The sequence below is a fragment of the Paenibacillus lacisediminis genome, from assembly GCF_046567315.2.
Genome location: NZ_JBKIAX020000004.1, coordinates 152,838 through 175,263, shown reverse-complemented (window position 1 = coordinate 175,263; position 22,426 = coordinate 152,838). Strand labels below are relative to the sequence as shown.

At 52.1% G+C, this 22,426-nt stretch carries 17 protein-coding genes; 11 read left to right on the top strand and 6 right to left on the bottom strand.

Going from position 1 to position 22,426, the window contains the following annotated elements:
* Positions 1-16 precede the first annotated feature (16 nt).
* On the bottom strand, positions 17-1,546 hold the full coding sequence (zwf, locus tag ACLD72_RS09595; protein WP_411000220.1) for a glucose-6-phosphate dehydrogenase: 1,530 nt from the start codon (positions 1,544-1,546) through the stop codon (positions 17-19).
* Between the two features lie 176 nt (positions 1,547-1,722).
* Here zwf and ACLD72_RS09590 point away from each other — a divergent pair, with 176 nt between their 5' ends.
* Together ACLD72_RS09590 and ACLD72_RS09585 are read left to right on the top strand one after the other, a co-directional pair.
* A complete protein-coding gene (locus ACLD72_RS09590; RefSeq protein WP_411000222.1) occupies positions 1,723-2,604 on the top strand; it encodes a LysR family transcriptional regulator in 882 nt (293 codons plus the stop codon).
* A 494-nt stretch (positions 2,605-3,098) separates the two neighbouring features.
* Positions 3,099-3,878: a class I SAM-dependent methyltransferase gene (locus tag ACLD72_RS09585; protein WP_411000224.1), complete on the top strand. Its 780-nt coding sequence runs from the start codon at positions 3,099-3,101 to the stop codon at positions 3,876-3,878.
* 586 nt (positions 3,879-4,464) lie between these two features.
* On the opposite strand, the gene ACLD72_RS09580 is transcribed toward ACLD72_RS09585, so the two are convergent.
* Positions 4,465-4,980, bottom strand: coding sequence for a VOC family protein (locus tag ACLD72_RS09580; protein WP_411000228.1), 516 nt, complete (start codon positions 4,978-4,980; stop codon positions 4,465-4,467).
* Positions 4,981-5,459: 479 nt separating this feature from the next.
* On the opposite strand from ACLD72_RS09580, the gene ACLD72_RS09575 reads away from it, so the two are divergent.
* The 5 genes from ACLD72_RS09575 (at position 5,460) to ACLD72_RS09555 (ending at position 15,460) form a co-directional block, all read left to right on the top strand.
* Positions 5,460-11,126 carry a glycerophosphodiester phosphodiesterase family protein gene (locus tag ACLD72_RS09575; protein WP_411000230.1) on the top strand — a complete coding sequence of 1,889 codons (5,667 nt, stop codon included), beginning with the start codon at positions 5,460-5,462 and terminating at the stop codon, positions 11,124-11,126.
* 254 nt (positions 11,127-11,380) lie between these two features.
* Positions 11,381-12,178 carry an HAD-IIA family hydrolase gene (locus ACLD72_RS09570; RefSeq protein ID WP_411000232.1) on the top strand — a complete coding sequence of 266 codons (798 nt, stop codon included), beginning with the start codon at positions 11,381-11,383 and terminating at the stop codon, positions 12,176-12,178.
* Between the two features lie 194 nt (positions 12,179-12,372).
* Positions 12,373-13,725: an ABC transporter substrate-binding protein gene (locus tag ACLD72_RS09565; protein WP_411000423.1), complete on the top strand. Its 1,353-nt coding sequence runs from the start codon at positions 12,373-12,375 to the stop codon at positions 13,723-13,725.
* Between the two features lie 2 nt (positions 13,726-13,727).
* On the top strand, positions 13,728-14,609 hold the full coding sequence (locus tag ACLD72_RS09560) for a carbohydrate ABC transporter permease (RefSeq protein WP_411000234.1): 882 nt from the start codon (positions 13,728-13,730) through the stop codon (positions 14,607-14,609).
* A 35-nt stretch (positions 14,610-14,644) separates the two neighbouring features.
* A complete protein-coding gene (locus ACLD72_RS09555) occupies positions 14,645-15,460 on the top strand; it encodes a carbohydrate ABC transporter permease (RefSeq protein WP_411000236.1) in 816 nt (271 codons plus the stop codon).
* On the opposite strand, the gene ACLD72_RS09550 is transcribed toward ACLD72_RS09555, so the two are convergent.
* Together ACLD72_RS09550 and ACLD72_RS09545 are read right to left on the bottom strand one after the other, a co-directional pair.
* Positions 15,453-16,094: a hypothetical protein gene (locus tag ACLD72_RS09550; RefSeq protein WP_411000238.1), complete on the bottom strand. Its 642-nt coding sequence runs from the start codon at positions 16,092-16,094 to the stop codon at positions 15,453-15,455. The two genes, ACLD72_RS09555 and ACLD72_RS09550, sit on opposite strands and share 8 nt — an antisense overlap.
* A gap of 405 nt (positions 16,095-16,499) precedes the next feature.
* A complete protein-coding gene (locus ACLD72_RS09545; protein ID WP_411000240.1) occupies positions 16,500-16,841 on the bottom strand; it encodes a hypothetical protein in 342 nt (113 codons plus the stop codon).
* A 381-nt stretch (positions 16,842-17,222) separates the two neighbouring features.
* Here ACLD72_RS09545 and ACLD72_RS09540 point away from each other — a divergent pair, with 381 nt between their 5' ends.
* The gene (locus ACLD72_RS09540) at positions 17,223-17,468 is read left to right on the top strand and encodes a helix-turn-helix domain-containing protein (RefSeq protein ID WP_155620523.1); all 246 of its coding nucleotides are present in this window, start codon (positions 17,223-17,225) and stop codon (positions 17,466-17,468) included.
* A 114-nt stretch (positions 17,469-17,582) separates the two neighbouring features.
* Here the strand turns inward: ACLD72_RS09540 and ACLD72_RS09535 are convergent, their stop codons facing one another.
* Positions 17,583-18,509, bottom strand: a complete 927-nt coding sequence (locus tag ACLD72_RS09535) for an RICIN domain-containing protein (RefSeq protein WP_411000242.1) — start codon at positions 18,507-18,509, stop codon at positions 17,583-17,585.
* 35 nt (positions 18,510-18,544) lie between these two features.
* Positions 18,545-19,165: a hypothetical protein gene (locus ACLD72_RS09530; RefSeq protein WP_458475723.1), complete on the bottom strand. Its 621-nt coding sequence runs from the start codon at positions 19,163-19,165 to the stop codon at positions 18,545-18,547.
* A 323-nt stretch (positions 19,166-19,488) separates the two neighbouring features.
* On the opposite strand from ACLD72_RS09530, the gene ACLD72_RS09525 reads away from it, so the two are divergent.
* The 3 genes from ACLD72_RS09525 to ACLD72_RS09515 all read left to right on the top strand — a co-directional run bounded on the left by ACLD72_RS09525 (position 19,489) and on the right by ACLD72_RS09515 (position 22,399).
* Positions 19,489-19,704: a hypothetical protein gene (locus ACLD72_RS09525; protein ID WP_458475722.1), complete on the top strand. Its 216-nt coding sequence runs from the start codon at positions 19,489-19,491 to the stop codon at positions 19,702-19,704.
* Between the two features lie 300 nt (positions 19,705-20,004).
* The gene (locus ACLD72_RS09520; RefSeq protein WP_411000248.1) at positions 20,005-22,068 is read left to right on the top strand and encodes a BglG family transcription antiterminator; all 2,064 of its coding nucleotides are present in this window, start codon (positions 20,005-20,007) and stop codon (positions 22,066-22,068) included.
* A 49-nt stretch (positions 22,069-22,117) separates the two neighbouring features.
* Positions 22,118-22,399 (top strand): PTS sugar transporter subunit IIB, encoded by a 282-nt coding sequence (locus tag ACLD72_RS09515; RefSeq protein WP_251595774.1) that lies wholly within the window; start codon positions 22,118-22,120, stop codon positions 22,397-22,399.
* Positions 22,400-22,426 lie beyond the last annotated feature (27 nt).

The window sequence follows — 22,426 nt, the reverse complement described above, 5'->3', positions numbered from 1 at the left end:
ATTATAGATTTTGGCTTTATTTGATAGACAAGGCTTCCCGAACGTCGTTTGCGGCGGATGGAGCTGCGGCGCCGGCGTCCGTTTCCTCGTCGAACCACCAACGATACCCGTCTTTGGCGAGCAATTCGTTTGACGCTTCCGGACCGAAGGATCCCGCCGGATAATCATGCAGGGGAACTCGGCTTGCCGCGAATGCGTCCAGAATCGGCTGAACCCATTTCCAGGACAATTCGACTTCGTCCCAATGGGCAAAATAAGTGGAATCCCCGCGCAAGGCATCGAAAATCAAGTTTTCGTAAGCTTCAGGCACCGCGCTTCCGCCTTGTCCGGGACCGATCAACACCGGGGTAAGATCCTGTTTATGGGAAATTCCCCCCGAGTTCAATTGCAGGTAAATGCCTTCGTTCGGGCTGATTTCAAACACCAGAAGATTGGGCACCTGACCGTCTTTTTTTGCGGCGGACTGTTTGACCGGCTCTTTGAATTCGATCACGATCCGCGTCGATTTCTCCTTCATTCGCTTCCCGGTCCGGATATAAAACGGGATTCCGCGCCAAAAGACATCGTCGATCTGCAGCTTGGCGGCGATAAACGTCTCGTTGGCGGAGCCTGGGGCAATGCCTGGTTCGGAAGTATAGCCGACGACGGGTTTGCCTTGAATTTCTCCATTAGTATATTGCCCGCGCACCACATTTACTCCTACAGTTTCAGCCGACAGCGGTTCAAGAGATTCCATCACCAGCTTTTTGTTTTGGCGCACCTGTTCCAGGCTGTTGCTGCTCGGCAGATGGCTGGCCAGCATCATCAGGAGCTGGAGCATATGGTTTTGGAACATATCCCTGACGGCGCCGGACTTATCGTAATAACCGGCCCGTTCCTCGACGCCGACCGTTTCGCTGGCGGTGATTTGCACATTGGCGATGTAGCGGTTGTTCCAGGCCGCTTGCAGCACCGGATTCGTCTGCTGCAGAACCTCCAGCTTTTGAACCATCGGTTTGCCGAGATAATGGTCGATCCGGAAAATTTCTTCTTCGGTAAAGGCTTTGCTCAGCTGTGCGTTAAATTGGCGGGCGGATTCCAAATCGCGTCCAAACGGCTTTTCGATGATCAGCCGCTTCCAGCCCTTGGCGGAGCCGAGTCCGCTTTCCTGAATGTTCGTGCAAATCGTTTCGAACAGCTCGGGCGCCACCGACAAATAAAACAGCCGGTTCGGGGCGGCTCCCAAGGCTTGCTCCCGCTGCTTGATCAACCGCAGCAATGTCAGGTAATCCTCTTTGCGGCCCACGTCGAGCACCTGATAATGGAACGCGCTCAGAAACCGGTTTAAGGCCCCGGAATCAGCCGATTCCCGTCTGGAAAAGCTGCGCAGAGATTGTTCGATGTTCGCCCGGAAGGTGTCATCGGACCATTCTCTCCGGCCCAGGCCAATCAAGGAAAAAGTTTGCGGCAGTTTGCCGTCGAGAAATAGATTAAACAGGGCAGGGTAAATTTTTCGTTTGGCCAAATCTCCTGTTGCCCCAAACAAAACAAAGGTGCTGGCTTCCATACGTTTCTCTCCTCTCGCATAGCTTCTCTAACGTCATATAAGATGCACGGAAGACGGGATCTAATAACCCTATCTCCTATCTGTAAGCTATGGTATCTTTTTTCATAATCCACTATAATACGAATAGACTTCATATATGTAATTAATATATTTGACAGGAGATATAGATCACATCTATGAGCATTAATTATGAATTGTACAAAGTGTTTTATTGGGCCGCCAAAACAGGCAGTTTGACGCAAGCCGCCAACGCCTTGTATCTGACTCAACCGAGCGTAAGCCATGCGATCAAACAGCTGGAGGAAAGCTTCGGGCTGACTTTGTTTTACCGGAATTCCAAGGGAGTTTCTTTAACACAGGAGGGAGCCGTTCTTTTTTCCTATATCGAGCAGTCCCATATTTTAATGACGACAGCCGAGCAGAAAATGGCCGAACTGAAAAACCTCGACAGCGGCGAACTGCGGATCGGCGGCAGCGACTCGCTGTTTAAGCATTATTTGCTGCCCTTTGTGGAGGGATTCCATGTCCGGTATCCGGGGATCGGCATTCATCTGCTGCACGGAACAACACCGGAGATTATGACGTTTCTGAAAGAGGGGAAAATCGATTTGGGGGTCGCCCGGATGCCGATTGTGGATTCGCAGATTGAGGTTCGCCAGGGGATCGAGCTGCAGGATTGCTTTGTGGCGGGCTGCAGTTTTTATGAGGAGCTCAGGGACAAGGTGCTGACGCTGGAGGAACTGATAAAGTATCCGCTCATTCTGTTTTCGCGCAACAGCCGGGCGCGGATGGCCATCACGGAGCTGTTTCAAGACTATGGCTTTGAGCTGAAACCCGAAATCGAAGTCGGCAGCGTGGGGCTGCTGATCGAGATGGCGCGCAGGGGACTGGGGATTTCTTACGTGGCACGGGAATTCGTGTCCAAGGAGTTGGAGGAAGGCTCGCTGTTCGAAATTAGCTTGGACGTCAAGCTGCCGCCGTCCCAGGTCGGCATCATGAACATGCGGAATATGCCGCTTTCGCAAGCGGCCCGGCGGTTTATCGAGAGTTTTAAATAAAGAGACCGCGAAAAACTAGCTTTGAAGTGCCGTTAACACGTTTCATTAAGGGGCCCTCGCGAGGAACGGGCCGGATATACATCCGGCAGCAAACCCGCGGGGGTTTGCTGTTCTTGCAGGAAGTTTCTTCACGAACCGGCAGCCGAATAAGCACCCGATACATGGCGAATAGGAGTTAATCATAAATAATTGCATTTCTTACACTTGACATAGAGCGCTTAATCCGAAAGGGAGCGATAGTTGTAAAAAGTACAACTAAAAACAAGGGACAGAGGAATAAGCGGAATTTTGCTCAGCTTTAACTGCAGGTTTTGCAATTAAACCGGAGATAGCAAAAAATAGTCCAAAAATAATTGTATGTTTTGCACTTACCTATATAACATTTTTGCAAATTGAAGTACCCGGCCCTTTTCTGATATAATAAAAATAAAACTTAGTTTCATTTAATGAAACTAAGTGCAATAAGAGTAAACTTCAGCGAGGAGTGGTCTCCAATGCCCATCAACTTTAACGATCCCGGAAACCAAAGGTTCTACGCCGGCAGAAATGCAGACGAATCTTGGACCGGTTTTATGCGGGAAACGGTCGGGGTCACGAATCGGCGCGTTGCCGATATTGGCTGCGGAGGCGGAATTTACAGCAGGGCTTTACTCGGCATAGGAGCGGCCAGCGTTGTTGGAGTGGATTACTCCGAGGCGATGTTACAAGGAGCGGCGGAAAATTGCAGAGGGATCGACGGAGTTACCTTCGCGTACGGGAATGCTTATTGCACGGGTTTGCCCGAAAGTGAATTTGACATGGTGCTGGAACGGGCGCTGATTCATCATTTGGGCGATTTGGACGCCTGCTTCAAAGAAGCGGGTCGGGTTTTGAAACTCGGCGGGGAATTGATCGTCCAGGACCGCACGCCTAAAGACTGTCTGCTTCCGGGGGACAGCCGTCATATCCGGGGATATTTTTTCGAAAAATACCCCCGGTTGATCCAAGCCGAAACAGCTCGCCGCCATCCCTTATCCAAAGTACGGCAAGCGCTGGAGAGAAACGGATTTCATTTGAAGAAAACCGTTTCCCTGTGGGAGACGAGGCGCATCTATAACGATATCGGTGAGTTAAGCAAGGATTTGCGCGCCCGGACAGGGCGCTCCCTGCTTTTTGAACTCGACGATAAAGAGCTGTCCGAACTTATCGATTATATCATCGGCAGATTGCCGGAATCCGCGGCCCCCATTGTGGAGCAGGACCGCTGGACCGTATGGGTGGCGGTCAAAAAATAACCCGTAAAATCAGGCGCAACCTAGAAATCGGTGTTTGACGGCTGGCTATTGGAACGACTAATCATCAGTTCTGAAAATAACGGAACTTTATGGTCTTATTTTTCACAATGGAGAATGTTCATCAGCATTAGCGGTATTTTATGGTCTTATTGCCCATTGAACGGTGCGGAAAACGGTCATTTCCCTGCGATTCAAGAATATAGCGCCATAAATTTCCTCTATTTGATTCTACATGGGGGATATCGACCAAATAGCGACATTTTTTCCCTTTATGTTCTCCGCTGAGATTTTTCAACATAATCAACGAGATCCTGCAAAGGAATCTGCGCTCCGCGAATTGCCGGCCAGACCGTTTCGGTGCCGGTTCATAATGCATTATGGGAGGCCAGTTCTCCCGGATTAATGCAGGTTACGCCGATGGCGTTGGTCTCCTCGGCGATTTTGGCAATGATCCGGTTTCCCTTACGCTTGTTTTCGATCGGCAATTGACGAGAGAGTTTGCAGTAAATTATATGCGGCAAGTAACATAACCAAGGCAAAAAGAAGGCTCCGTCATAAGAGCCTTCTTAATATTGCCCCTGAATTTTCAATTACCACTCAAACTTTCAGCCCATTCTCTCACTCTCCGGGTGCTCTCTTCTTCGGATAAATCCTCAACCCTGGTCATAATGCTCCATCTCACCCCAAAAGGATCCCAAATACTTCCGAACCGGTCACCTGAAACAAAGTTAGTAACGGCTTCTCTGACTCGCGCACCTTTTGCCACAGCTTGTTCAAACACCTGATCCACGTCAGCGACATAAATGCCCAAGGAATAACAGGCATTATCCTGACCTGGCGGCAAAACCAGATTAAAGGACGGATTCGGTGCTCCCAACTGTAAAAATCCGTTTCCAAAATCCAATTCCGCATGAACCACTATTTTATTGCCGTTTTCATCCGAAAACTCCGTAATATCCTTAACCCTTGCGTGAAAAACAGATTTATAAAACTCGATGGCTTCAGCAGGATGATTCACTACGATAAACGGTGTTATTGACGTAAATCCGTTAGGCACTCCATTTTTTGTATAGTTTCCGGTTGCTCCAATGTATTTCGTCATGGTTATTCCTCCTCGTATAATTGGTCAAGCATTTTTTCGAAGCTTTCGTCATTATAAATCATTTACACTGACAGCTACTGTCAGTATTACCTGCTAAAAAAATTCCATGATGAACTCCGACGTCACCTGAGATGAATTGACAATCCGTTTACCCGGTAATGATACAGCGTTAATAAATCCGCGTTAAAGTGAAGGTAACGTCAGATGTTGGAGAACCTCGTGTTCGGCCAGGCAGAAGGCGGCCCCTAAAGCTTTTCGAAGCAATTGAATATCGGGTAGAGACAAGGAGAAAACCCTCTTTACGTTATCCGCAAGACAAATTGGACCGGATTGGTTCATGGCCTCGCGGGAGCGGAAAAGAAGGGTTTTTTGTGCTGCCCAAAAAGCTTGGGGCCGCGCCGCTTTCGCTGGACGACGGACGTTCGTTCCGCATCTTTCAACCTGTTTGAACTCGCACTATTACAAGGAGGGATACGCGAATGTACAAAGCAACAAAGCTGTTGAATATGATTGCCGTTCTGTCGCTCCTGGCCGGACTCGCGGATGTCGGACTTAGGCCCGCGCAGGTTGCGGCGGCGGAACCGGGGAGGGCGGAGATACGAGCCGCTCGGACCCTGACGGCTCCCGTGATCGACGGGAGGCTCGACGAATCGTTCTGGAACGTGAGCGAGCCGCTCGCGGCTCATACCGATCCGTCTGCAAGCGACGACAGCCGGTTTGGCATGCTGTGGGACGACACTTATTTATACATAGGTGTGCGGATTGAGGATGACACGCCGATTAGCGGAGCGTCCGGGTATTGGTTCGATCAGGACAGCCTGCACCTGTTCTTCGATCCGGCGCTGCACCGGTCGTCGCCGTTTGCTCAGAACGATATGCAGATCGGGCTCTTGTACGCGGAGGGCTCAAGCACGCCGGAGTTCCGGTTCGGCGCGGCCTTAAACAATCACGCGGGGAAAGACGAGAAGCAGGTGCTTCGTGCCATCCAGGCCACACCGGAAGGATGGACCGCGGAGCTTGCCGTGCCGTGGGATATGCTGAATACGAATCCTCGCTTGAACCGGCAGCTCGGCCTCGAGGTGGGCGTCACCAACCGTTATGATGCCGCCGATACGGCCAAACAGCGGTCAAGTTACTGGAGCGCCTACAATACGATGAGCTTTTGGAACGATACCTCGGGCTACGGGGTGGTAAACCTGGACTACGATAGTCCGGTGTCCGGAACCGTTGATCCGGTGCTGTTTCAAGAAAATTTCGATGATTTGCAGGAAGGGGTCGTGCCGCCCGGATGGATATCCGATGTCAATGCGGGCAGCCCGGCGTTCCGGGTGATTCACGAGACGGCTACCGTCACCGGAGATACTTACAGCGTAACGGACGCGGTGTATCAAACGTATCAGAACGGCAGACTGCGTTTTGACGGCAATGGGGCAGGGCTGCAGGCGCGGATTACGGCGCCGGTTCAAAGCGATAATTATACGGTGGAGGCCGATGTCCGCATTGAAAGCGTGCTGAACGGGGCGCGCTGGGCGGCCTTGATGTTCCGGGTTTCCGCAAGCGGCAAAGCCCCCTATAATCAAATGGCCGTACGCCAGAACGGCACGTACGAATTCGCCTACCGCAAGCCCGACAACAACTGGTCCGTCCCGGCGAACGGAACATGGCGGCCGCTTGAGCTGGGCGAGGATTATACGATGAAGGTTCGGGTGTTCGGCAATAACGTCAAGGAATACATCAAGGCTAAGGACGACGCGGATTTTACCTTGTTGATGGACAGGACGCTGGAGAGCGACCTGCTGGAGCGGGGGAAAGTGGGTTTTCAGGCCGACCAGATGACGGTCTCCTTCGACAACCTGAGGGTTACGCGCATCATGGCGGACCGGCTTGAGCTGAACCTGCCGGCTGCGGCGGAAGCGCTGGCCGGACCGCTGACGGTGACCGGGACCGTGTACTATTCCGACGGCTTGGAGGGGCCTGTAACGGGGGAGGAGCTCAAGTTATATTCTTCGGACGAGAGCGTGGTCAAGATCGTTGATAATCGGCCTGTTCCGTTGAAGGAAGGCGAGGCGACCATAACCGCGGTGTACCATCAGGCGGAAGCGAGCCGGGCCGTTCGGGTGACGCCGTCGCTGACCGGGGCGAAGGTGCTGAAGCTGGCGCATGATACCGGCTACCTGCTGGCGGATGCCGGAACTCCGGTTAAGCTGGCGTCAGTCCGGTTTACGGCGGAATCCAGTGATTATTCTACTGCGGAGCTAAGCGGTGACGTTGTGGAATGGTCCGCCGAAAGCGGCGGGGCGATCCGTGTAGATGGCGGGGAGTTGACGGCGGAGCATCCCGGCGTATACAAGGTGAAGGTCCGCAAAGACAGCGCCGAGCTCAGCCTGATCGTCGTGGCCAAGGCCGCGGACGACAAAGAATACGTTCTGTATGAAGAGAATTTCGATCGACTGGCGGACGGCGCGTTTCCCGAGGCTTGGACCCGCCTTCAGGGAGCATCCGAGGGCAAAGCGGGCGTACGCGGCGGAGCGTTTGAGATGCAGGCGTCCGCTTCTCCGGACAACCCGTCCCGGGTACTGCTGCCGGATTATTTGAAGCTGTTCGGCAACTATACGATCGAGGCGGACATCACGAATACGGCCGCGAATAACAGCGCGCGCTGGAATTCGATCATGTTCCGGATTCAAGGCGGGGACTATCCTTATTATCAGATGGCCGTCCGTAAAGACCCGTCCGTATACAACGGCGTTGAATTCGCGGAACGCACGGCGTCGAACCAGTGGAACGTGATGGAGCGCGGCTCCTACACGGAGCCGATGCAGGAAGGGGGGGCACTGCATTATACGGTGAAAGCCTTTGGGAACCGGGTCCAGGAATGGGTGGACGAGCTGATAATTATCGATTCGCTCAAGGCAACCGCCTACGACAAAGGCGGCATCGGGTTTCAGGCGGACGGCAGCGACATGAGAATCGACAACATCCGAGTGACGCTGCTGGAACAGCCGCTGCCCGCTCCGGCGATCGAACCGTTCATTAAGGTGGCGGAGCCGGACACCCGGATTGCTATGGCGCCGACGATTGTGACAGATATTGTGAGTCAAGGCGACCTGGACAAGCTGACGGGGAGCCAATTGCCCGCCACGGCGATTTTTCACCTGAACGCGGAGCTGAGCGTGATGGAGCCGGGCGGCGGCCAGCAAATAACAAGTCTGGAAGAGGCGCTTGCCGCGGCCGGCGATAAGGTCATTCCCGCCTTTTATGTCACCGAAGAGCTGGCCGTGGATCGGCTGGTTCATGAGCTGCGCGCTCGCGGGCTGGAGGATGTGTTTATCGTTTCGGACCGGGCGGATCTGGTAAAAAGAGCCCGCACCGCTTACCCGATGATCCGCGGCATTCTGGATTTCACCGCCACCGCCGATCCTTCCCGGGAGGAACTGCTGGACATCCGCAGGCAGACGGCCGCGAGCCAGGCTCGGATCGCGCTGCTGCCGCAAAGCGCGGCGACCCGCGAGAATGTATCCTACCTGCAGAAGCTGGCGATCATGGTCTGGAGCAAAGAAGCGCCGGACTCCACCGGCGGCGCTTTGCAACTGCATCGCATGATTACGGCTGGGGTCAACGGGCTGGTGGCCGCCGAGCCGGCCGAGGCGCATGAAGCGTTGAAGCAGTACGGACGGGATACGACACTGGTGCGGAAAGTCTATATGATCGGACACCGCGGCATGCCTTCCGTATCGCCGGAAAACACGATCGAAAGCAATACTTTGGCTTTGGACGCCGGAGCCGATTACATTGAAAACGATATGTTCCTGACCAAAGACGGCTACCTGATCATTTCGCACTCTTCCGTGCTGGAAACGACGACGGACGGCCATGGACCGGTGGAAAACTATACGCTGGCCGAGCTTAGGGCGTTTAATGCCAACAAGCCTTTTCCGCAGGGTTTTCCGGTGGTCCGGATGCCGACGCTGGACGAACAGCTGGAGCTGGCCCGCGCCAGAGGGCGGATGGTGTACGCCGAGATCAAAACCGAGACGCCGGCGGCGGTGGAGGCTTTTGTCAGCACCGTGAAAAAACATAACGCCGAGGATATCGTCAATGTCATGTCCTTTTATCCGGCGCAGTTGGACCGGTTGGCGGTTTTGATGCCGGAAATGAACGCGGGCCTGCTGACCGGCTATATCGCCAGCGAAAACAATGTGGAGGGTTCGCTGCGCGACACGCTCAAAGCGTTATCCAAGCAGAACTGGACTTATAATACCGATTATAACGGGCTGGGTCCGAAATTTATGGAAGCGGCCAAGCACCGCGGGCTCCTGATTTCCCCGTGGACGCTAAATCAGCGTGAGGATATCGTCAAGTATTTTAAAATGGGCGCGTTTGGCATTACGACAGATTATACGTATTACGCTTCCGATTGGGCCGCTTCGCTTGCCGCCCGGGAGCCGGCCATCACCTTGGACAAGGGGGAGAGCCGGACTTTAAGCGCCCGGGTGGAGACGTACAAAGGCGACAAGACGGAGGTCGAGCCTGAAGTCGTGCTGATTGCCGGAGCTGACGCGGTACAGGCGGACGGAGCGACGGTAAAGGCGATCGGAGCCGGTAAAGCCTACGCGCTGCTGCGCTATTCCGCTGCGATCGACGGCGAAGGCACCTACGACCTGTACTCCGAGCCCGTGGAAATCGCCGTTAACGGCGGTGGAGACAACGGCGGAGAATCGCCGGGAGGCGGCGATAACGGCGGAGGCAGCAACGGAGGAGGCAATAACGGAGGAGGCAACAACAGCGGAGGAAACAACGGAGGTGGCGGCAACAATGGCAACAACGGCGGGGGCAGTGGGAATGGTGGCAGCAGCAGCGGCGGTTCGCCTGGCAACGGCAACGGCGGAACGAACAGCGGAAACAGCGGAGCGTCCGGAACCGGCGGCGTTTCGCAGCCAGGCCAAGCTGAGCAGACAGGCGTAGTGGATGCCGTCGGCGGCACGGTTTCGGCCGCGGAGCTGGAGCAGGCGTTCCGGGACGGCCGGCGGGTCGGGGTCAAGTTTACGGGCGAGCGTCTGACGTTGCCGTTGTCCGTGCTGGCCGAAGCGGCCGGAACGAGTGGAGCGGAGCTGACGGTGGTAAACACCGACCTCAACGCGGGCTACAGACTGCCGCTGCGGCAGCTCGATACCACACAGGCGGCCAGGGCGCTCGGCGTTAACGCGGATGCGCTGGAGCTGATCGTCACTGTTCGCGGGCTGGACGGCCCTGAGGCGGAAGCCGTACGGAACGCCGCCGATCATGCGGGCGGAACGTTGGCCGGGCCTGTAGTGGAGTTCGGCCTGCAGGCGGCGGATAGTTCGTCCAAGTCCGCCGTACCGTTCGCGCTCCTTGGCAGCATCAAGTATATCGGCCTCAAAGGGAACGGAAACGGCATGGAAATCGCCGGCGCACGGTTCGACACGACACGGAAGGCGCTGGCCTTCACGCCGGGCGGGTATGCGGCGGACGCCTCGGAAGTCGTCCTGACCCATGGCGGCAACGGGATTTATACGGCCGTTGCCATGAATAAGGACTTCGCCGACATGAACGGCCACTGGGCCGAAGCCGCGGCCGAGAAGCTGGCGAGCCGGCTGCTCTTGAGCGGCACCGGCGGCGGAGCGTTCGAACCCGACCGCGCCGTGACCCGGGCGGAATTTGCGGCGATGCTGGTGCGCGCGTTGGGGCTAAGCGACAGCGCAAGCACGGCCGCGGCGGAGCAGGGCGCGGCGACCCCGGCGCTGTCCGATGTCGGCGCGGACGATTGGTTCGCTCCGTATGTACGGGCCGCTTCTGCGGCCGGGCTTGTGAGCGGCTATGCCGATGGAACCTTCCGCCCGGGCGCTCCCGTAACCCGCGGCGAACAGGCGGCTATGATGGCCAGGGCCATGAAGCTGGCCGGTTTTGGCGGTGAGGCTGCGGCAGCGGGAGGCTCCGGCGCGCTTGAGCGGTTCCGCGACGCCTCCGAGGTGAAATGGGGACAAGCGGAATGGAGTCTAGTCCTTGAGGCGGGCTTGTTTAACGGCATATCCGGGAACAGGCTGGCGTCAGCAAGCCCGTCGTCGCGCGCGCAGTCGGCGGTCATACTGGACCGTTTCCTCGAAGCGGCCGGGTTTCTGGAATAAGGTTATGGGACGGGCGTGAATCCTGCGCACTCTTTTGCAAACCGTTAACATAACGTTAATACCGGGATAGCACGGAAGGTTTATCTTAAGGTAAGAAGTTTGTTTTTTTCATAAATTTCATCATTTAAGGGTCGGAGACGAGGAGAAAGCCCTTATGCGGTACCGGAAGGAATGGCCTGTTTGCCAAACCTGCTTCCGTGCGCCGCATAACGGGCTTTTTTGTGTTGTCCGCACCAAAGGAGGCAGTTCATTCATTGCCGGACACGCTGTCATTTGAAACGTACTTTTTCGATTTGGACGGCACCATCTTTCTGGGTGATATCCTGCTGCCCGGCGTGCAGGAAACGCTGTGCCATTTAAGAAGCTTGGACAAACAAGTGAGGTTTTTGAGCAATACGACCATCCGCACCCGCAGGGAATGCCGGGACCGGCTGCTGCAGCTTGGCCTTGCCGCGCATGAGGAAGAAATCGTGACGGCGGGGTTTATGTCCGCCGCTTACTTTCTGGAATCGCGTGGGGCCGTGCGGGTGCTCGTTGCCGGGGAGCAGGCGCTGTGCGATGAACTCGCAGCAGTCGGAGTAGAAATGACGGACGATCCGGTACAGGCGACGCATGTGCTGGTCGGCATGGACCGGGAGTTCGACTACGGCAAGCTGCACCGCGCGATGAAGGCGGTGCGAAACGGCGCGCGCTTGATCGCCGCCAATCCGGATCCCAACTGCCCGGTGGCCGGGGATTTAATTCCCGACACCTGGTCCATGGTCAAGGCGATCGAAGCCGCGAGCATGGGGGCGGTGGGCGAGGTCATCGGCAAGCCATCCGCCTATTTCGCGGCCAAGGTGTTGGAATGGAGCGGTACGAGCGGCGACCGCTGTCTCATGGTCGGGGACCGGCTGGACACTGACATCGTGTTCGGGGCCAGCCACGGCATGCGGACAGCGCTTGTGCTGACCGGGGTCGCCTCGCTCGGGGATCTGGAACAGTTTCCGGTCATGCCGGATTATGTTTGGACCACGCTGGACGAACTGCTGGGGCAGGCCGAGCGAACTTGAATCCGCCGGCCCGAATTTAACGGCTGTTTTACCCGGTGCTAATCATGGTTATAAACGAGTTTGCTACAGTGGAAGAAGATGCCGGTTCCTAAAAGTGCGAGTTCAAAAAGTCGGCTTTTCAGCACCGATTGAACAACCTCTAAAAAAGGCGATTCTTCCGCACCAATATATGAATTATGGAGGAGATTGACGTGATGCAAAAATGGAGTACGAAAGTGCTGGCGGTTGCGCTGGGATTGTCGCTTTTGGCGGGATGCGGAGGCGGCAACGGCAGCGGCGGCAACGGCGGGGCCGTCTCCGGGGCGAATGCGGCCACGAACGGGGTGGGAACGGCGAATGCGTCCGCAGGCAAAAAAAACGAGCTTACGTTCTATTATCCGATCGCGGTCGGCGGGCCGCTGACCGCGACGATTGAGGCGATGGCGGCGGACTTTGAAGCGGAGCATCCCGATATCGACGTGACCCCGGTGTACACCGGCAGCTATGCCGACACTGCGGTGAAGACGCAGGCCGGCGTTCAGGCCAAGCAGCCGCCGGATGTGGCGGTGCTGCAGTCGACCGAGCTGTTCAGCCTGCTGGATATGAACGCGGTTATTCCGCTGGACGATTTTATCGCAAAGGAAGAGGGCGACTATCTGGCGGATTTCTATCCGGCGTTTATGGCCAACTCGCAAACGGAAGGCCATACTTACAGCATTCCGTTTCAGCGCAGCACCATCGTGCTTTACTATAACAAGGAGATGTTCAAGGAAGCGGGACTCGATCCGGAAAAAGGGCCGGAAACCTGGGAGCAAATGCAGGAATACGCGGTTAAGCTGAAAAATGACGGGCGCTACGGCCTGGAAATCCCGGTCACGGGCTTCGCCTACTGGATGATGCAGACCTTTGCCCTGCAAAACGGCGACAATCTGATGACCCCGGACGGCAAGAAGGTCATGTTCAATACGCCGGAGAACGTGGAAGGGCTGCAGTATTGGGTGGACCTGGCCGCGAAGCACAAGGCGATGCCGGAGGGTGTCACCGACTGGAGCACCGTGCCGTCCGATTTTCTGGAAGGCAAAACGGCGATGATGTATCACACGACCGGCAACCTGTCGAACGTAAAAAAGAACGCCACCTTTGATTTCGGCGTCAGCTTCCTGCCTGCGAAGAAGCAGTACGGTAGCCCGACGGGCGGCGGCAACTTTTATATTTTCAAGGATATCGCGCCCGAGAAGCAGCAGGCGGCCTGGGAATTCGTCAAGTTTATGACCGAACCCGAGCGCGCCGCCCAGTGGAGCATCGACACCGGTTATGTGGCCGTGCGCAAGTCCGCATACGAAACGGAGCGGATGAAGAAGTACGCGGCCGAGTTCCCGGCGGCGGTTGTGGCCCGCGATCAGTTGGAATACGCGGCGGCCGAGTTGTCCACGCATAACAACGGCAAGGTGATGAAAATTTTGAACGATTCCGTGCAGGCCGCTTTGACGGGCGATTTGACCCCGGCCGACGCGTTGAAGAAAGCGCAGGCGGAGGCGGACCAGGCGCTGGCGTCCTTTAACAAATAGCCATGAAAGGAATCAGACTTGGAAACAACGGATTCGCCTGGCTGCTGCTGCTGCCGTCGCTGGCGATCCTGGCGCTGTTCACATTTTACCCGATCTTTCTGACCCTACGCCTGAGCTTTTTTCAGGCCGACCTGGCTACGCCGGAGCCGATTTTCGCGGGGCTGGACAACTTCCGCCGGCTGGCGGAGGACGAGGTGTTCTGGAAGGTGATGCGCAACAATACCCTGTTTGCGGTGGGGACGGTTCCGGCGGGAATCGCCCTTGCCCTGCTGATGGCGGTTTTTGCCAACAAGGCGATCCGGGGAAAAGCGCTGATGCGGACGGGCTTTTTTTACCCGACGCTGATTCCGATGATTGCGGCAGCGAACATCTGGCTGTTTATTTACACGCCGGAATACGGCCTGGTGAGCAGGCTGTTGTCCTGGACGGGGCGGCCCGAACTAAACTGGCTGGGCACGCCGGGGCTGGTGATGTGGGCGATGATTATCATGATTATCTGGAAGGAATCGGGGTTCCTGATGATTTTTTATCTGGCCGGTCTGCAAAATATCCCGCGCGACCTTTACGAGGCCGCTCAGATGGATGGGGTCGGGGCCTTTACGGTGTTCCGCAAAATCACGTTCCCGCTGCTGATGCCAACGACGCTGTTCGTCAGCATTATCGCCTTGACGAATGCGTTTAAGCTCGTCGATCATCTGATGATCATGACCCGCGGGGGCCCCAACAATTCCAGCAATTTGCTGCTGTATTACATTTATGAGACGGCGTTCAGCTTTTGGGACCAGGGGCTTGCTTCCGCGCTGACCGTCATTATGATCGGGCTGATGCTGGTGTTTGCGGCGGTGCAGTTCTTCGGGCTCGATAAACGAATTCACTACAACTGATCCCGGATGGCCGTCCGGGAAGAAAGGCGTATTTCATGCTGCAGAAACTTGCACCGAAAATCGGCAATGTTCTCATGCTGCTCTTGGCCGCCATCTGGCTGGTGCCGCTCGTCTGGATGACGGTGACGGCGTTTCGCCCGCGGCAGGCAGCGCTGGCCGGCTTTTGGTCGGCGGATTTTACCTTGGACAACTTCGCAACGGTTTGGTCTGCCGCCCCCTTTGCGGTGTATTACCTGAACACGCTGCTCATTGTGTTTTGCGTATTTGCGGTACAGATGCTGACCGCAACCATGGCGGCCTTCGCGTTTGCCCGCGTTCCGTTTGTCGGGAGCAGTCTCGTGTTCCTGTTGTTCCTGGCGCAGATCATGATTCCCGCGGACGTGCTGATTTTTCCCAACTATAACATTTTGAAGCAATTCTCGCTGCTCGACACGAAGCTTGGGATTATGCTTCCTTATCTGGCCTCCTCCTTTGGCATCTTCCTGTTGCGGCAGGTGTTCAAGACGCTCCCTTACGAGCTTGACGAAGCGGCGCTTGTGGAGGGGGCAAACCGTTGGCAGGTGCTGTGGAAGGTGTATTTTCCCTTATCCAGGCCAACCTATGTGGCGTTTGCGCTGGTGTCCATCAGCTATCAGTGGAACAATTTTCTGTGGCCGCTGATCGTGACCAATTCCGTGGAAAACCGGCCGCTGACGGTCGGGCTGTCCATTTTCGCCCAATCGTTCGAAGTTGGCGTGCAGTGGACGGAGGTCAGCGCGGCGACGCTGCTGGTGATCGTGCCGCTCCTGATCATTTTTCTGGCGTTCCAGCGTCAGTTTATCGACAGCTTTATTCATTCCGGCATCAAGTAGACTGGTAGACGGATAAGGCGCGCCCTTTGGGAATGGCGGGGCCGGCACCGTCCCGATCGAAGCGTTGGCCGCCTGGCTGGCGGCCCGCGAATATCGGGGAGCCTGGGTGCTGGAGATGCGCAGCCCCGAGGACACCTCCGCTTAATGGGAACAATAGTAGTTCGTTTTGAGGGAACATGACACTCGCTATTGTGTCTACCCAATCCTTCTCTTCGGGAGGTTCTAAACTTGCATCTTTTAAATCGTCTTCACCGTACGTCAATATTTTTTCCTTCGGATAACCAACGTAGTTGGCCAAATCTAAAATGCCTTCGTAAGCCCATGCGATTTCCCGACCGGACCAAATAGTTCTCATCAGTTTTAAGTCGAGATTCCTGAGTGGAACATGGTAAAGTATATCCTCGCCGCCATAAAATACCAGCTTCTTTTTATCTAAGTCGACAATAGCTCCACCCTCGGCCCAAACGTCATCCAACCATCCGGATTCATCCACCTGCTTTTGCATTTCAATGAATTTGACGGCATGCTGCTCTCCCCAAAACAAATCTTGAGGCAGAGTGCTTGCGCACCAGTGGCTATAATACAACTCGTAATAATTATTTCTGACTATAATCAGATTTGCTCTTTGTCCCATGTTCCCCTCCGTCAATCTATCCTTACTCTTTCGAAATTAATATTCAACTTGTAATGGGGGAAAACCTTCAAGTGAAGGGGACGAGGTAACCAAGTGCAAAAGTGCAGTTGATTTTTCGTAAATCCCTATTATTGAGCGGCTGAGATGCAAAAGTGCATCTGTTTTGGAGCTATGCGATAAAAAAGTGACTTTTTGGCGGAAATGAACTACACTTTTGCATTTGAACAGCCCATATTGAGGAGTTTCGACAAAAATCGCCTGCACTTTTGCATTTCGTGGAATTTTACACCCCTTTTTGCCAAGTAACTTATATCTGGATCCGACAAATCGGTCACCTCTTACGTTCTCAAACCGGCTGTTTCTGCATACTTGACTCCTGTCGTGTACAAATAGCAACACAATACCCTACAGTTTAATTTCTGTATCCGGTTTTGCCGGGTTTGGCGCTGTGTTTGACTTTTGGAAACCGAAAATCGGATCATCAAACAGCGCAATTGCAAGTTGTACACTGTCCATCATCCCTTGCATGTACAAACGTTCATTTTCTAAACCGCACCTGAAGTGATGCTTGTCCTCCCAGTCCATATACTCCGGCGACTTCGTTTGATCCGTACCGGAAAACATCGCCTCAAAAGCCGAGCGTTCTTCGGCACGAAGTTTACGCAATTCGGGATGACGATTGATACGCGCTGTAATGTGGTTCAACCTTTCCTGAATCGCTTCTTGAAACCATAATGGAAATTCCATTGTTTTTCTCCTCCTCCATGCACTTGTTCTAGCGTAACCGTTGTTTACAACCCTCCATTTTCTGTTGTAGCAGGATAATCAACTTGTCTACCTTCCGGCTTTGAGCCTGAACCGCCCTATTCTTGAACAAAGGGATCTCCTGTTCAAGGGATCTGCGGCCAAGTTCGTTTAATTTTCTCTTTTCCTCCTCAAACTTGTTATGTAAATTGACCAGCGTACATCCCTCCAATCTTTTTATTGAGCAGGATTCAGTTTTTCCCAAATAAAAGCATGCCTCTTACTTTTAATGCGGAAATCGCTTTATTTTATTTTAATTCGATATTCGCATTAAAACAACAATAATGTCACATACAATTTTGTTAAATTGTGAGGTGCATATTAATGAAGCATCGAAAAGAACCGCCTGGTGACAAAAATATCATTGGCACCAAGGTTGTTGCTATTCGCAAGGAGAAGGGAATCAAACAAAAGGATTTTTTAGCCAAGCTGCAGACCGTTGGTCTCGACATCAGTCCGACCAGTCTTTCACGTTTGGAAGGGCAGTATCGGCTTGTTCAAGATTACGAAGTCGTTGCCATTGCCAAGGCGCTGGATATTTCCGTTGGTGAACTATTGGGGGAGGAGTAAGGAAAATTGATTCAACGCAGCGGCAAGAGAAATAAAAAAACGGGACGCAGGCTCCGGTAAATGGTTAGCCTTTTGTCCCGTTATTTTTGATGTTGAATCAAGGCCGGTCCTTGCTTACCGGCTCACCGTGTAGCTGACTTTTTGATTGCCGAAGTTGATGGCGTTTGGCACCGCATTAGGGTTATTTTCAAAATCGAAGAAGATATCTACCCAATATTCGGATTTTTGAAAAGCCAAATCGCCTTTATCATGCACGACAAAGGTGCTTTTGGCGCCGTAGCCGGGAAGATAAAGCGGTTGGGTCGTAGTAATGATGGAACCAAACGGAAACACGGGCGCGGAATATGGATTGTACCGGTCGGATGGATGAACTGCGGCGCTCGTATACGGAATAGGGGATATCCCCGAAGCCGTCAGGCCGCCGACAGGCGAAGTATAGGCCGTAAAGTCCTGATAGGTGTATATCTGTCCGCCGGGGTTGCCCGGATTGCCGGAATTGTCATCGACCCGGATAATATTCCATTTTTGCGCGCCGGTCCCGTTATCGGTATATATATCGACGTTCGTATAATCGGCCGTCCCGGAGGCGTACACGTCCAAAGCCTTGTTGCTGTTGGGATTGATTAATTTGTAGCTGCCGTCGCCGTTCGCTATGATATTCCATTTTTGCGCGGCAGTGCCATTATCGTCATAAATATCGACATTCGTATAATCGTCGGTTCCAGCGGCGTACACGTCAAGAGCCTTGTTGCTGTTGGTATTGATCAATTTGTACGTACCGTCCGAATTGGCGATAATGCGCCATCTCTGCGCGCCAGTGCCGTTGTCGGTGTAAATATTGACATTCGTATAATTGCTGGTGCCCGATCCTTCCACATCCAAAGCTTTGCCGCTGTTTACGTTAATCAGCTTGTACACCTGCCCGGACACGATCGGGTCCGCTGAAGCCTGTGCAGGGTGGAATATTCCAGCCGACGCCACCGTGATTAAAGCGGCCAGGACAAGGGCCAATCCTTTTTTTGAAAGCCATTTTTCAACCATAAACACACATCCTTTTTAATAAGATTAAAGCTGCTTTATTGCGTTTTTACCTTGGAACCGATATAAGTCCCGGTTCGGGAATCATAATAAACCTGTGTAAACCGGCCGTCCCCGGTAAGGCCCGTAATGATCAATGCCGTTCTTTCACCGTTGTTCATCAAGGAAAAATGGTAGCCGTTCGCCCAATCGACGCCAGGCTTTAGCGTAAAGTCACGGATCGCCGTTTCTATAAGATCGGTAGAGTCGACTTTCATGTTGTCCGGCCGGATCAAAGTATTTTCCAGCGTTTTTTCCTTGTTCTCCGCCGTGCTTATGACCGCACCGTTTTCGATAGCAACATGGAGCGTCTCCTCTGCGGACACATTGGCAAATAACAGATTCCACTTTTTGCGTTTTCCCGCAGTTCCGGCGAGTTCTTTTTCATCGTCATCCACGCTGGTGATCAAAAACAGTTGCGCCTCCGGACGCCATTTCTTGGCATCGGGCAATGCCAGCTTATATGCGTCTAGCAGCGAAATATCGGCGGCGGAAGCTGCTTCATCGGCGTCAACCGGCCATTCTGCGGGAGTGTCGTCCGAATAAAAACGAAACGCGATGAAGCCTATCAGGCAGAGCAGACACGCCGCAATCACCAAAAGCCTCTTAACCGTCGCCATTTCCCTCCTTTCTGACAAAAATATCAATTTTGAGAAATTAAAAATTTTGCTTATGTAAAATATTGTAATTTGAACTTATTATGCAATCTATGACTTCCACTGTCAACAAAAAAATGTAGAAATAGGATAATTTTAGGCGTGAATTTCTTTTCGGATAAGATACTTTTAGGGAGAATTACAGTTTTTTCAGATTGAATACAGAACGAATATTCGTATATAATACAAACATATGTTCTTAATCAAAAGGAGTGTTTAAATTGCTTCCAGACCTTGAACGGAAATTGCTTCGTATCCTATACAGCTATTCTACGCAGCGGAAACGGATGCCTACGATCGATGAGTTGGAGATTAAGACCGGCAGGAACAAGCAGGATATATTTGCCGGATTGCGTGGGTTGGTAGAGCAGCGATATATCTTTTGGCCGGACAATCCCAGATTGGATACGATAGTTATTCTGGAGGCGTGGGAACGGGATCAGCCTCAACGTTCAAAATTCAGCGCCTCGAGCGGTAATATAGATTATTGGACGAAATATTGATAACGGTATTTAGGGAGAAGAGAGGAGAGGGCAAGTAATAGCGGGATTTGGGCTTCCGACAGCCTAAGTCCCGATTTACCGCAAAAGCAACCAGTCGTAGTCTCTCCATATCCTTCACAACCAGATCACCTTCACCGTTTTTCGTTATGTCCTTATTATACTCCCTCTGCACACATACAGGGTTTTACCCAAACCGAACTTCAGCCCAATTTTGTTCATCACTCCTCACCATCGTTTGTTCTCAATGACTCACCAAAATGAAAACGGTTTATTATATGATTATTTCAGGAGGTGTTTTCAATGATGATTGATAAGCGACCTGCATTTCTGCTGAAGCACCTTTTAAAAGTAAAGAATACAACCATGAATCAGCTCATGGAGCACTCTCAATTAACCAAAAGGCAAATTGCCTATGATTTGGATAAAATCAATTATTGGTTGAAAGAGAGAGCACTTCCTGCTATTCCGTACAAAGGAATGAATTACATCAAGGTGCCGGAAGAGGTGGTGGACTTTTATCGGAAACAACAATCGGAGAACCAAAAACAAGATTTATTTTTAACGGAAGAGGAACGTTTGATTTTCATTTACCTGTACCTCTTTATACGGCAAGAGCACATTTCATCGGTTCATTTAACACAGCTTCTGCAGGTAAGTAAGAACACAGTGATTTCCGATGTGAAAAAGGCAAATGAAATGAATCAGCCTTTCTTGGTCGAAATTCGGTATTCCAGGCAGGGAGGTTATCATCTTCGGGGTACAGAGTCGGATAAGAGGACACTTGTCCAGCACCATTTAGCACAGCTGATGCAAATTCCCTATTTCGGAAAATTAATCAACTATCTCGTGCGTGATCGAAAAGAACCAATCCCGTTAGATTCTATTCACAGTGCTCTTGTGCAAGTGGAGAAGCACTTTCATCTCTATTTTGTAGAGGAACGTGTTAATCAATTTGCCTATTTTCTCATTGTCTATGCTTACCGCCATCGGGAAAGAAAATTCGTGCGGTTTCATAGTGATGAAATCGAGCTATTAAGAAAAGATCAGATGTGGTCAGTGGCAAAAGCATTATTTCATCATCTGGGTTTTGAGGAAGATGAAAATGAGCTCTGCTATTTCACCACCCAATTGTTAGGTTTGTCTTTAGGAAGCCGCTCTGTTCAAGACGGGAGCCGGGACCTGCTCTTTAACTTATGCGAACAGCTCGTAGTTGATTTTGAATATAAAGCGGCCATTGTTTTCGAAAAAAAAGACGAAGTCATTCACACCTTATATCAGCATTTGAAGCCGGCTTATTTTCGAATGAAATATCGGATTCCTATCAATAATCCGCTTCTCGATCAAATTAAAAGTGAACACAATGAGCTGTATACCATTGTAAAAGAGCTGCTTCAGCCCATTGGATCACTGCTAAGCATCAATATTCCGGAGGAAGAAATCGGCTTTATTACGATGCATTTTGGCGCACTGTTGGCTCAACCGCAGCAAGCCATGCCGAAAAAGAAAAGAGCGATTGTCGTTTGTCCAAGCGGAGTAAGCTCTTCTCTGATGGTGAAACACCTGATCGAGTCGCTTTTCTCGGAAATCACCGTAGAACAAACACTGTCTTTACAGGGATACCAAAACGAGAATATCGCTCAATATGATCTTATCTTTTCGACGGTAGAACTTGAGTCAACGCTTCCATGCTTTTATGTAAAACCAATCATGACGCCAAATGAAAAAAACAGATTAGTTAATGAAGTGTATCAGCAGCTTTTTGGTACCCAGTACCATGACATATCCCTAAAAGAGCTGATCCAGACGATTGAGCGTTATGCAAATATTTATGATGAGAAAGGATTAACGGATGCTTTAAGTCAACTGACTTTTCATAAAAAAATAGATATACAGAGGAGGAACCAACCTGTGCTAAGCGATTTATTAAAAGAAGAAACGATTCAAGTTATGGAACAACTCCTCGATTGGGAAGAGGCCATAAAAGCAGCGGCAAAGCCGTTGCTGGAAAAAGGAGCGATTGAGCCTTCCTATATTGATGCAATGATTTCAAATATTAAGACCTTAGGCCCGTATGTAGTCATTGGCAATGAAGTCGCTATCCCGCATGCACGTCCTAAAATGGGAGTGAATCAAGTAGGGATGAGCTTTTTAAAGCTAAATAAGCCGGTATATTTTTTAAATGACGAAAAGTACCCCGTCCGGCTATTATTCTGCGTTGCGGCCAATGATAATAAGACACATCTTAAGGCGCTAACTCAATTAACCAAACTTCTTAGCGATACCAAGAACATCGAGCTTTTAAAAGACGAAGAGTCCATCGAAAAAATTCTTGACTTATTTAAGCTATATTCTGCCACGGTGTAATACGCAATGGTCTTCATAAGCTGTCAAAATTAAAATTGGAGGAATTATCATGAAAATATTGGCAATCTGCGGTACAGGTCTAGGAAGCAGCTTCATGTTGGAGATGAATGTTCAACAAATCCTGTCGGAGTTTGGTTTAAGCGGTATTGAAGTAGACCATTCCGATCTTAGCTCGGCAACTCCGGATTCAGCGGATCTTTTTATCGCCGCAAAGGATATTGCCACAGGAATGGGGCATTTAGGGGAGGTTATTGTTATTGATAGCATCATAGATATGGACGGTCTTCGCGCGAAGCTTAAGGAAGTATTCCAGGAAAAGGGATTGCTTTAATCACAGAAGAAAGCTCTATTCTAAGGA

Coding starts and splice junctions, on each gene's coding strand:
- zwf (WP_411000220.1), bottom strand. CDS start 1,546: ATGGAAGCCAGCACCTTTGTTTTGTTTGGGGCAACAGGAGATTTGGCC.
- ACLD72_RS09590 (WP_411000222.1), top strand. CDS start 1,723: ATGAGCATTAATTATGAATTGTACAAAGTGTTTTATTGGGCCGCCAAA.
- ACLD72_RS09585 (WP_411000224.1), top strand. CDS start 3,099: ATGCCCATCAACTTTAACGATCCCGGAAACCAAAGGTTCTACGCCGGC.
- ACLD72_RS09580 (WP_411000228.1), bottom strand. CDS start 4,980: ATGACGAAATACATTGGAGCAACCGGAAACTATACAAAAAATGGAGTG.
- ACLD72_RS09575 (WP_411000230.1), top strand. CDS start 5,460: ATGTACAAAGCAACAAAGCTGTTGAATATGATTGCCGTTCTGTCGCTC.
- ACLD72_RS09565 (WP_411000423.1), top strand. CDS start 12,373: ATGCAAAAATGGAGTACGAAAGTGCTGGCGGTTGCGCTGGGATTGTCG.
- ACLD72_RS09560 (WP_411000234.1), top strand. CDS start 13,728: ATGAAAGGAATCAGACTTGGAAACAACGGATTCGCCTGGCTGCTGCTG.
- ACLD72_RS09555 (WP_411000236.1), top strand. CDS start 14,645: ATGCTGCAGAAACTTGCACCGAAAATCGGCAATGTTCTCATGCTGCTC.
- ACLD72_RS09550 (WP_411000238.1), bottom strand. CDS start 16,094: ATGGGACAAAGAGCAAATCTGATTATAGTCAGAAATAATTATTACGAG.
- ACLD72_RS09545 (WP_411000240.1), bottom strand. CDS start 16,841: ATGGAATTTCCATTATGGTTTCAAGAAGCGATTCAGGAAAGGTTGAAC.
- ACLD72_RS09540 (WP_155620523.1), top strand. CDS start 17,223: ATGAAGCATCGAAAAGAACCGCCTGGTGACAAAAATATCATTGGCACC.
- ACLD72_RS09535 (WP_411000242.1), bottom strand. CDS start 18,509: ATGGTTGAAAAATGGCTTTCAAAAAAAGGATTGGCCCTTGTCCTGGCC.
- ACLD72_RS09530 (WP_458475723.1), bottom strand. CDS start 19,165: ATGGCGACGGTTAAGAGGCTTTTGGTGATTGCGGCGTGTCTGCTCTGC.
- ACLD72_RS09525 (WP_458475722.1), top strand. CDS start 19,489: ATGCCTACGATCGATGAGTTGGAGATTAAGACCGGCAGGAACAAGCAG.
- ACLD72_RS09520 (WP_411000248.1), top strand. CDS start 20,005: ATGATGATTGATAAGCGACCTGCATTTCTGCTGAAGCACCTTTTAAAA.
- ACLD72_RS09515 (WP_251595774.1), top strand. CDS start 22,118: ATGAAAATATTGGCAATCTGCGGTACAGGTCTAGGAAGCAGCTTCATG.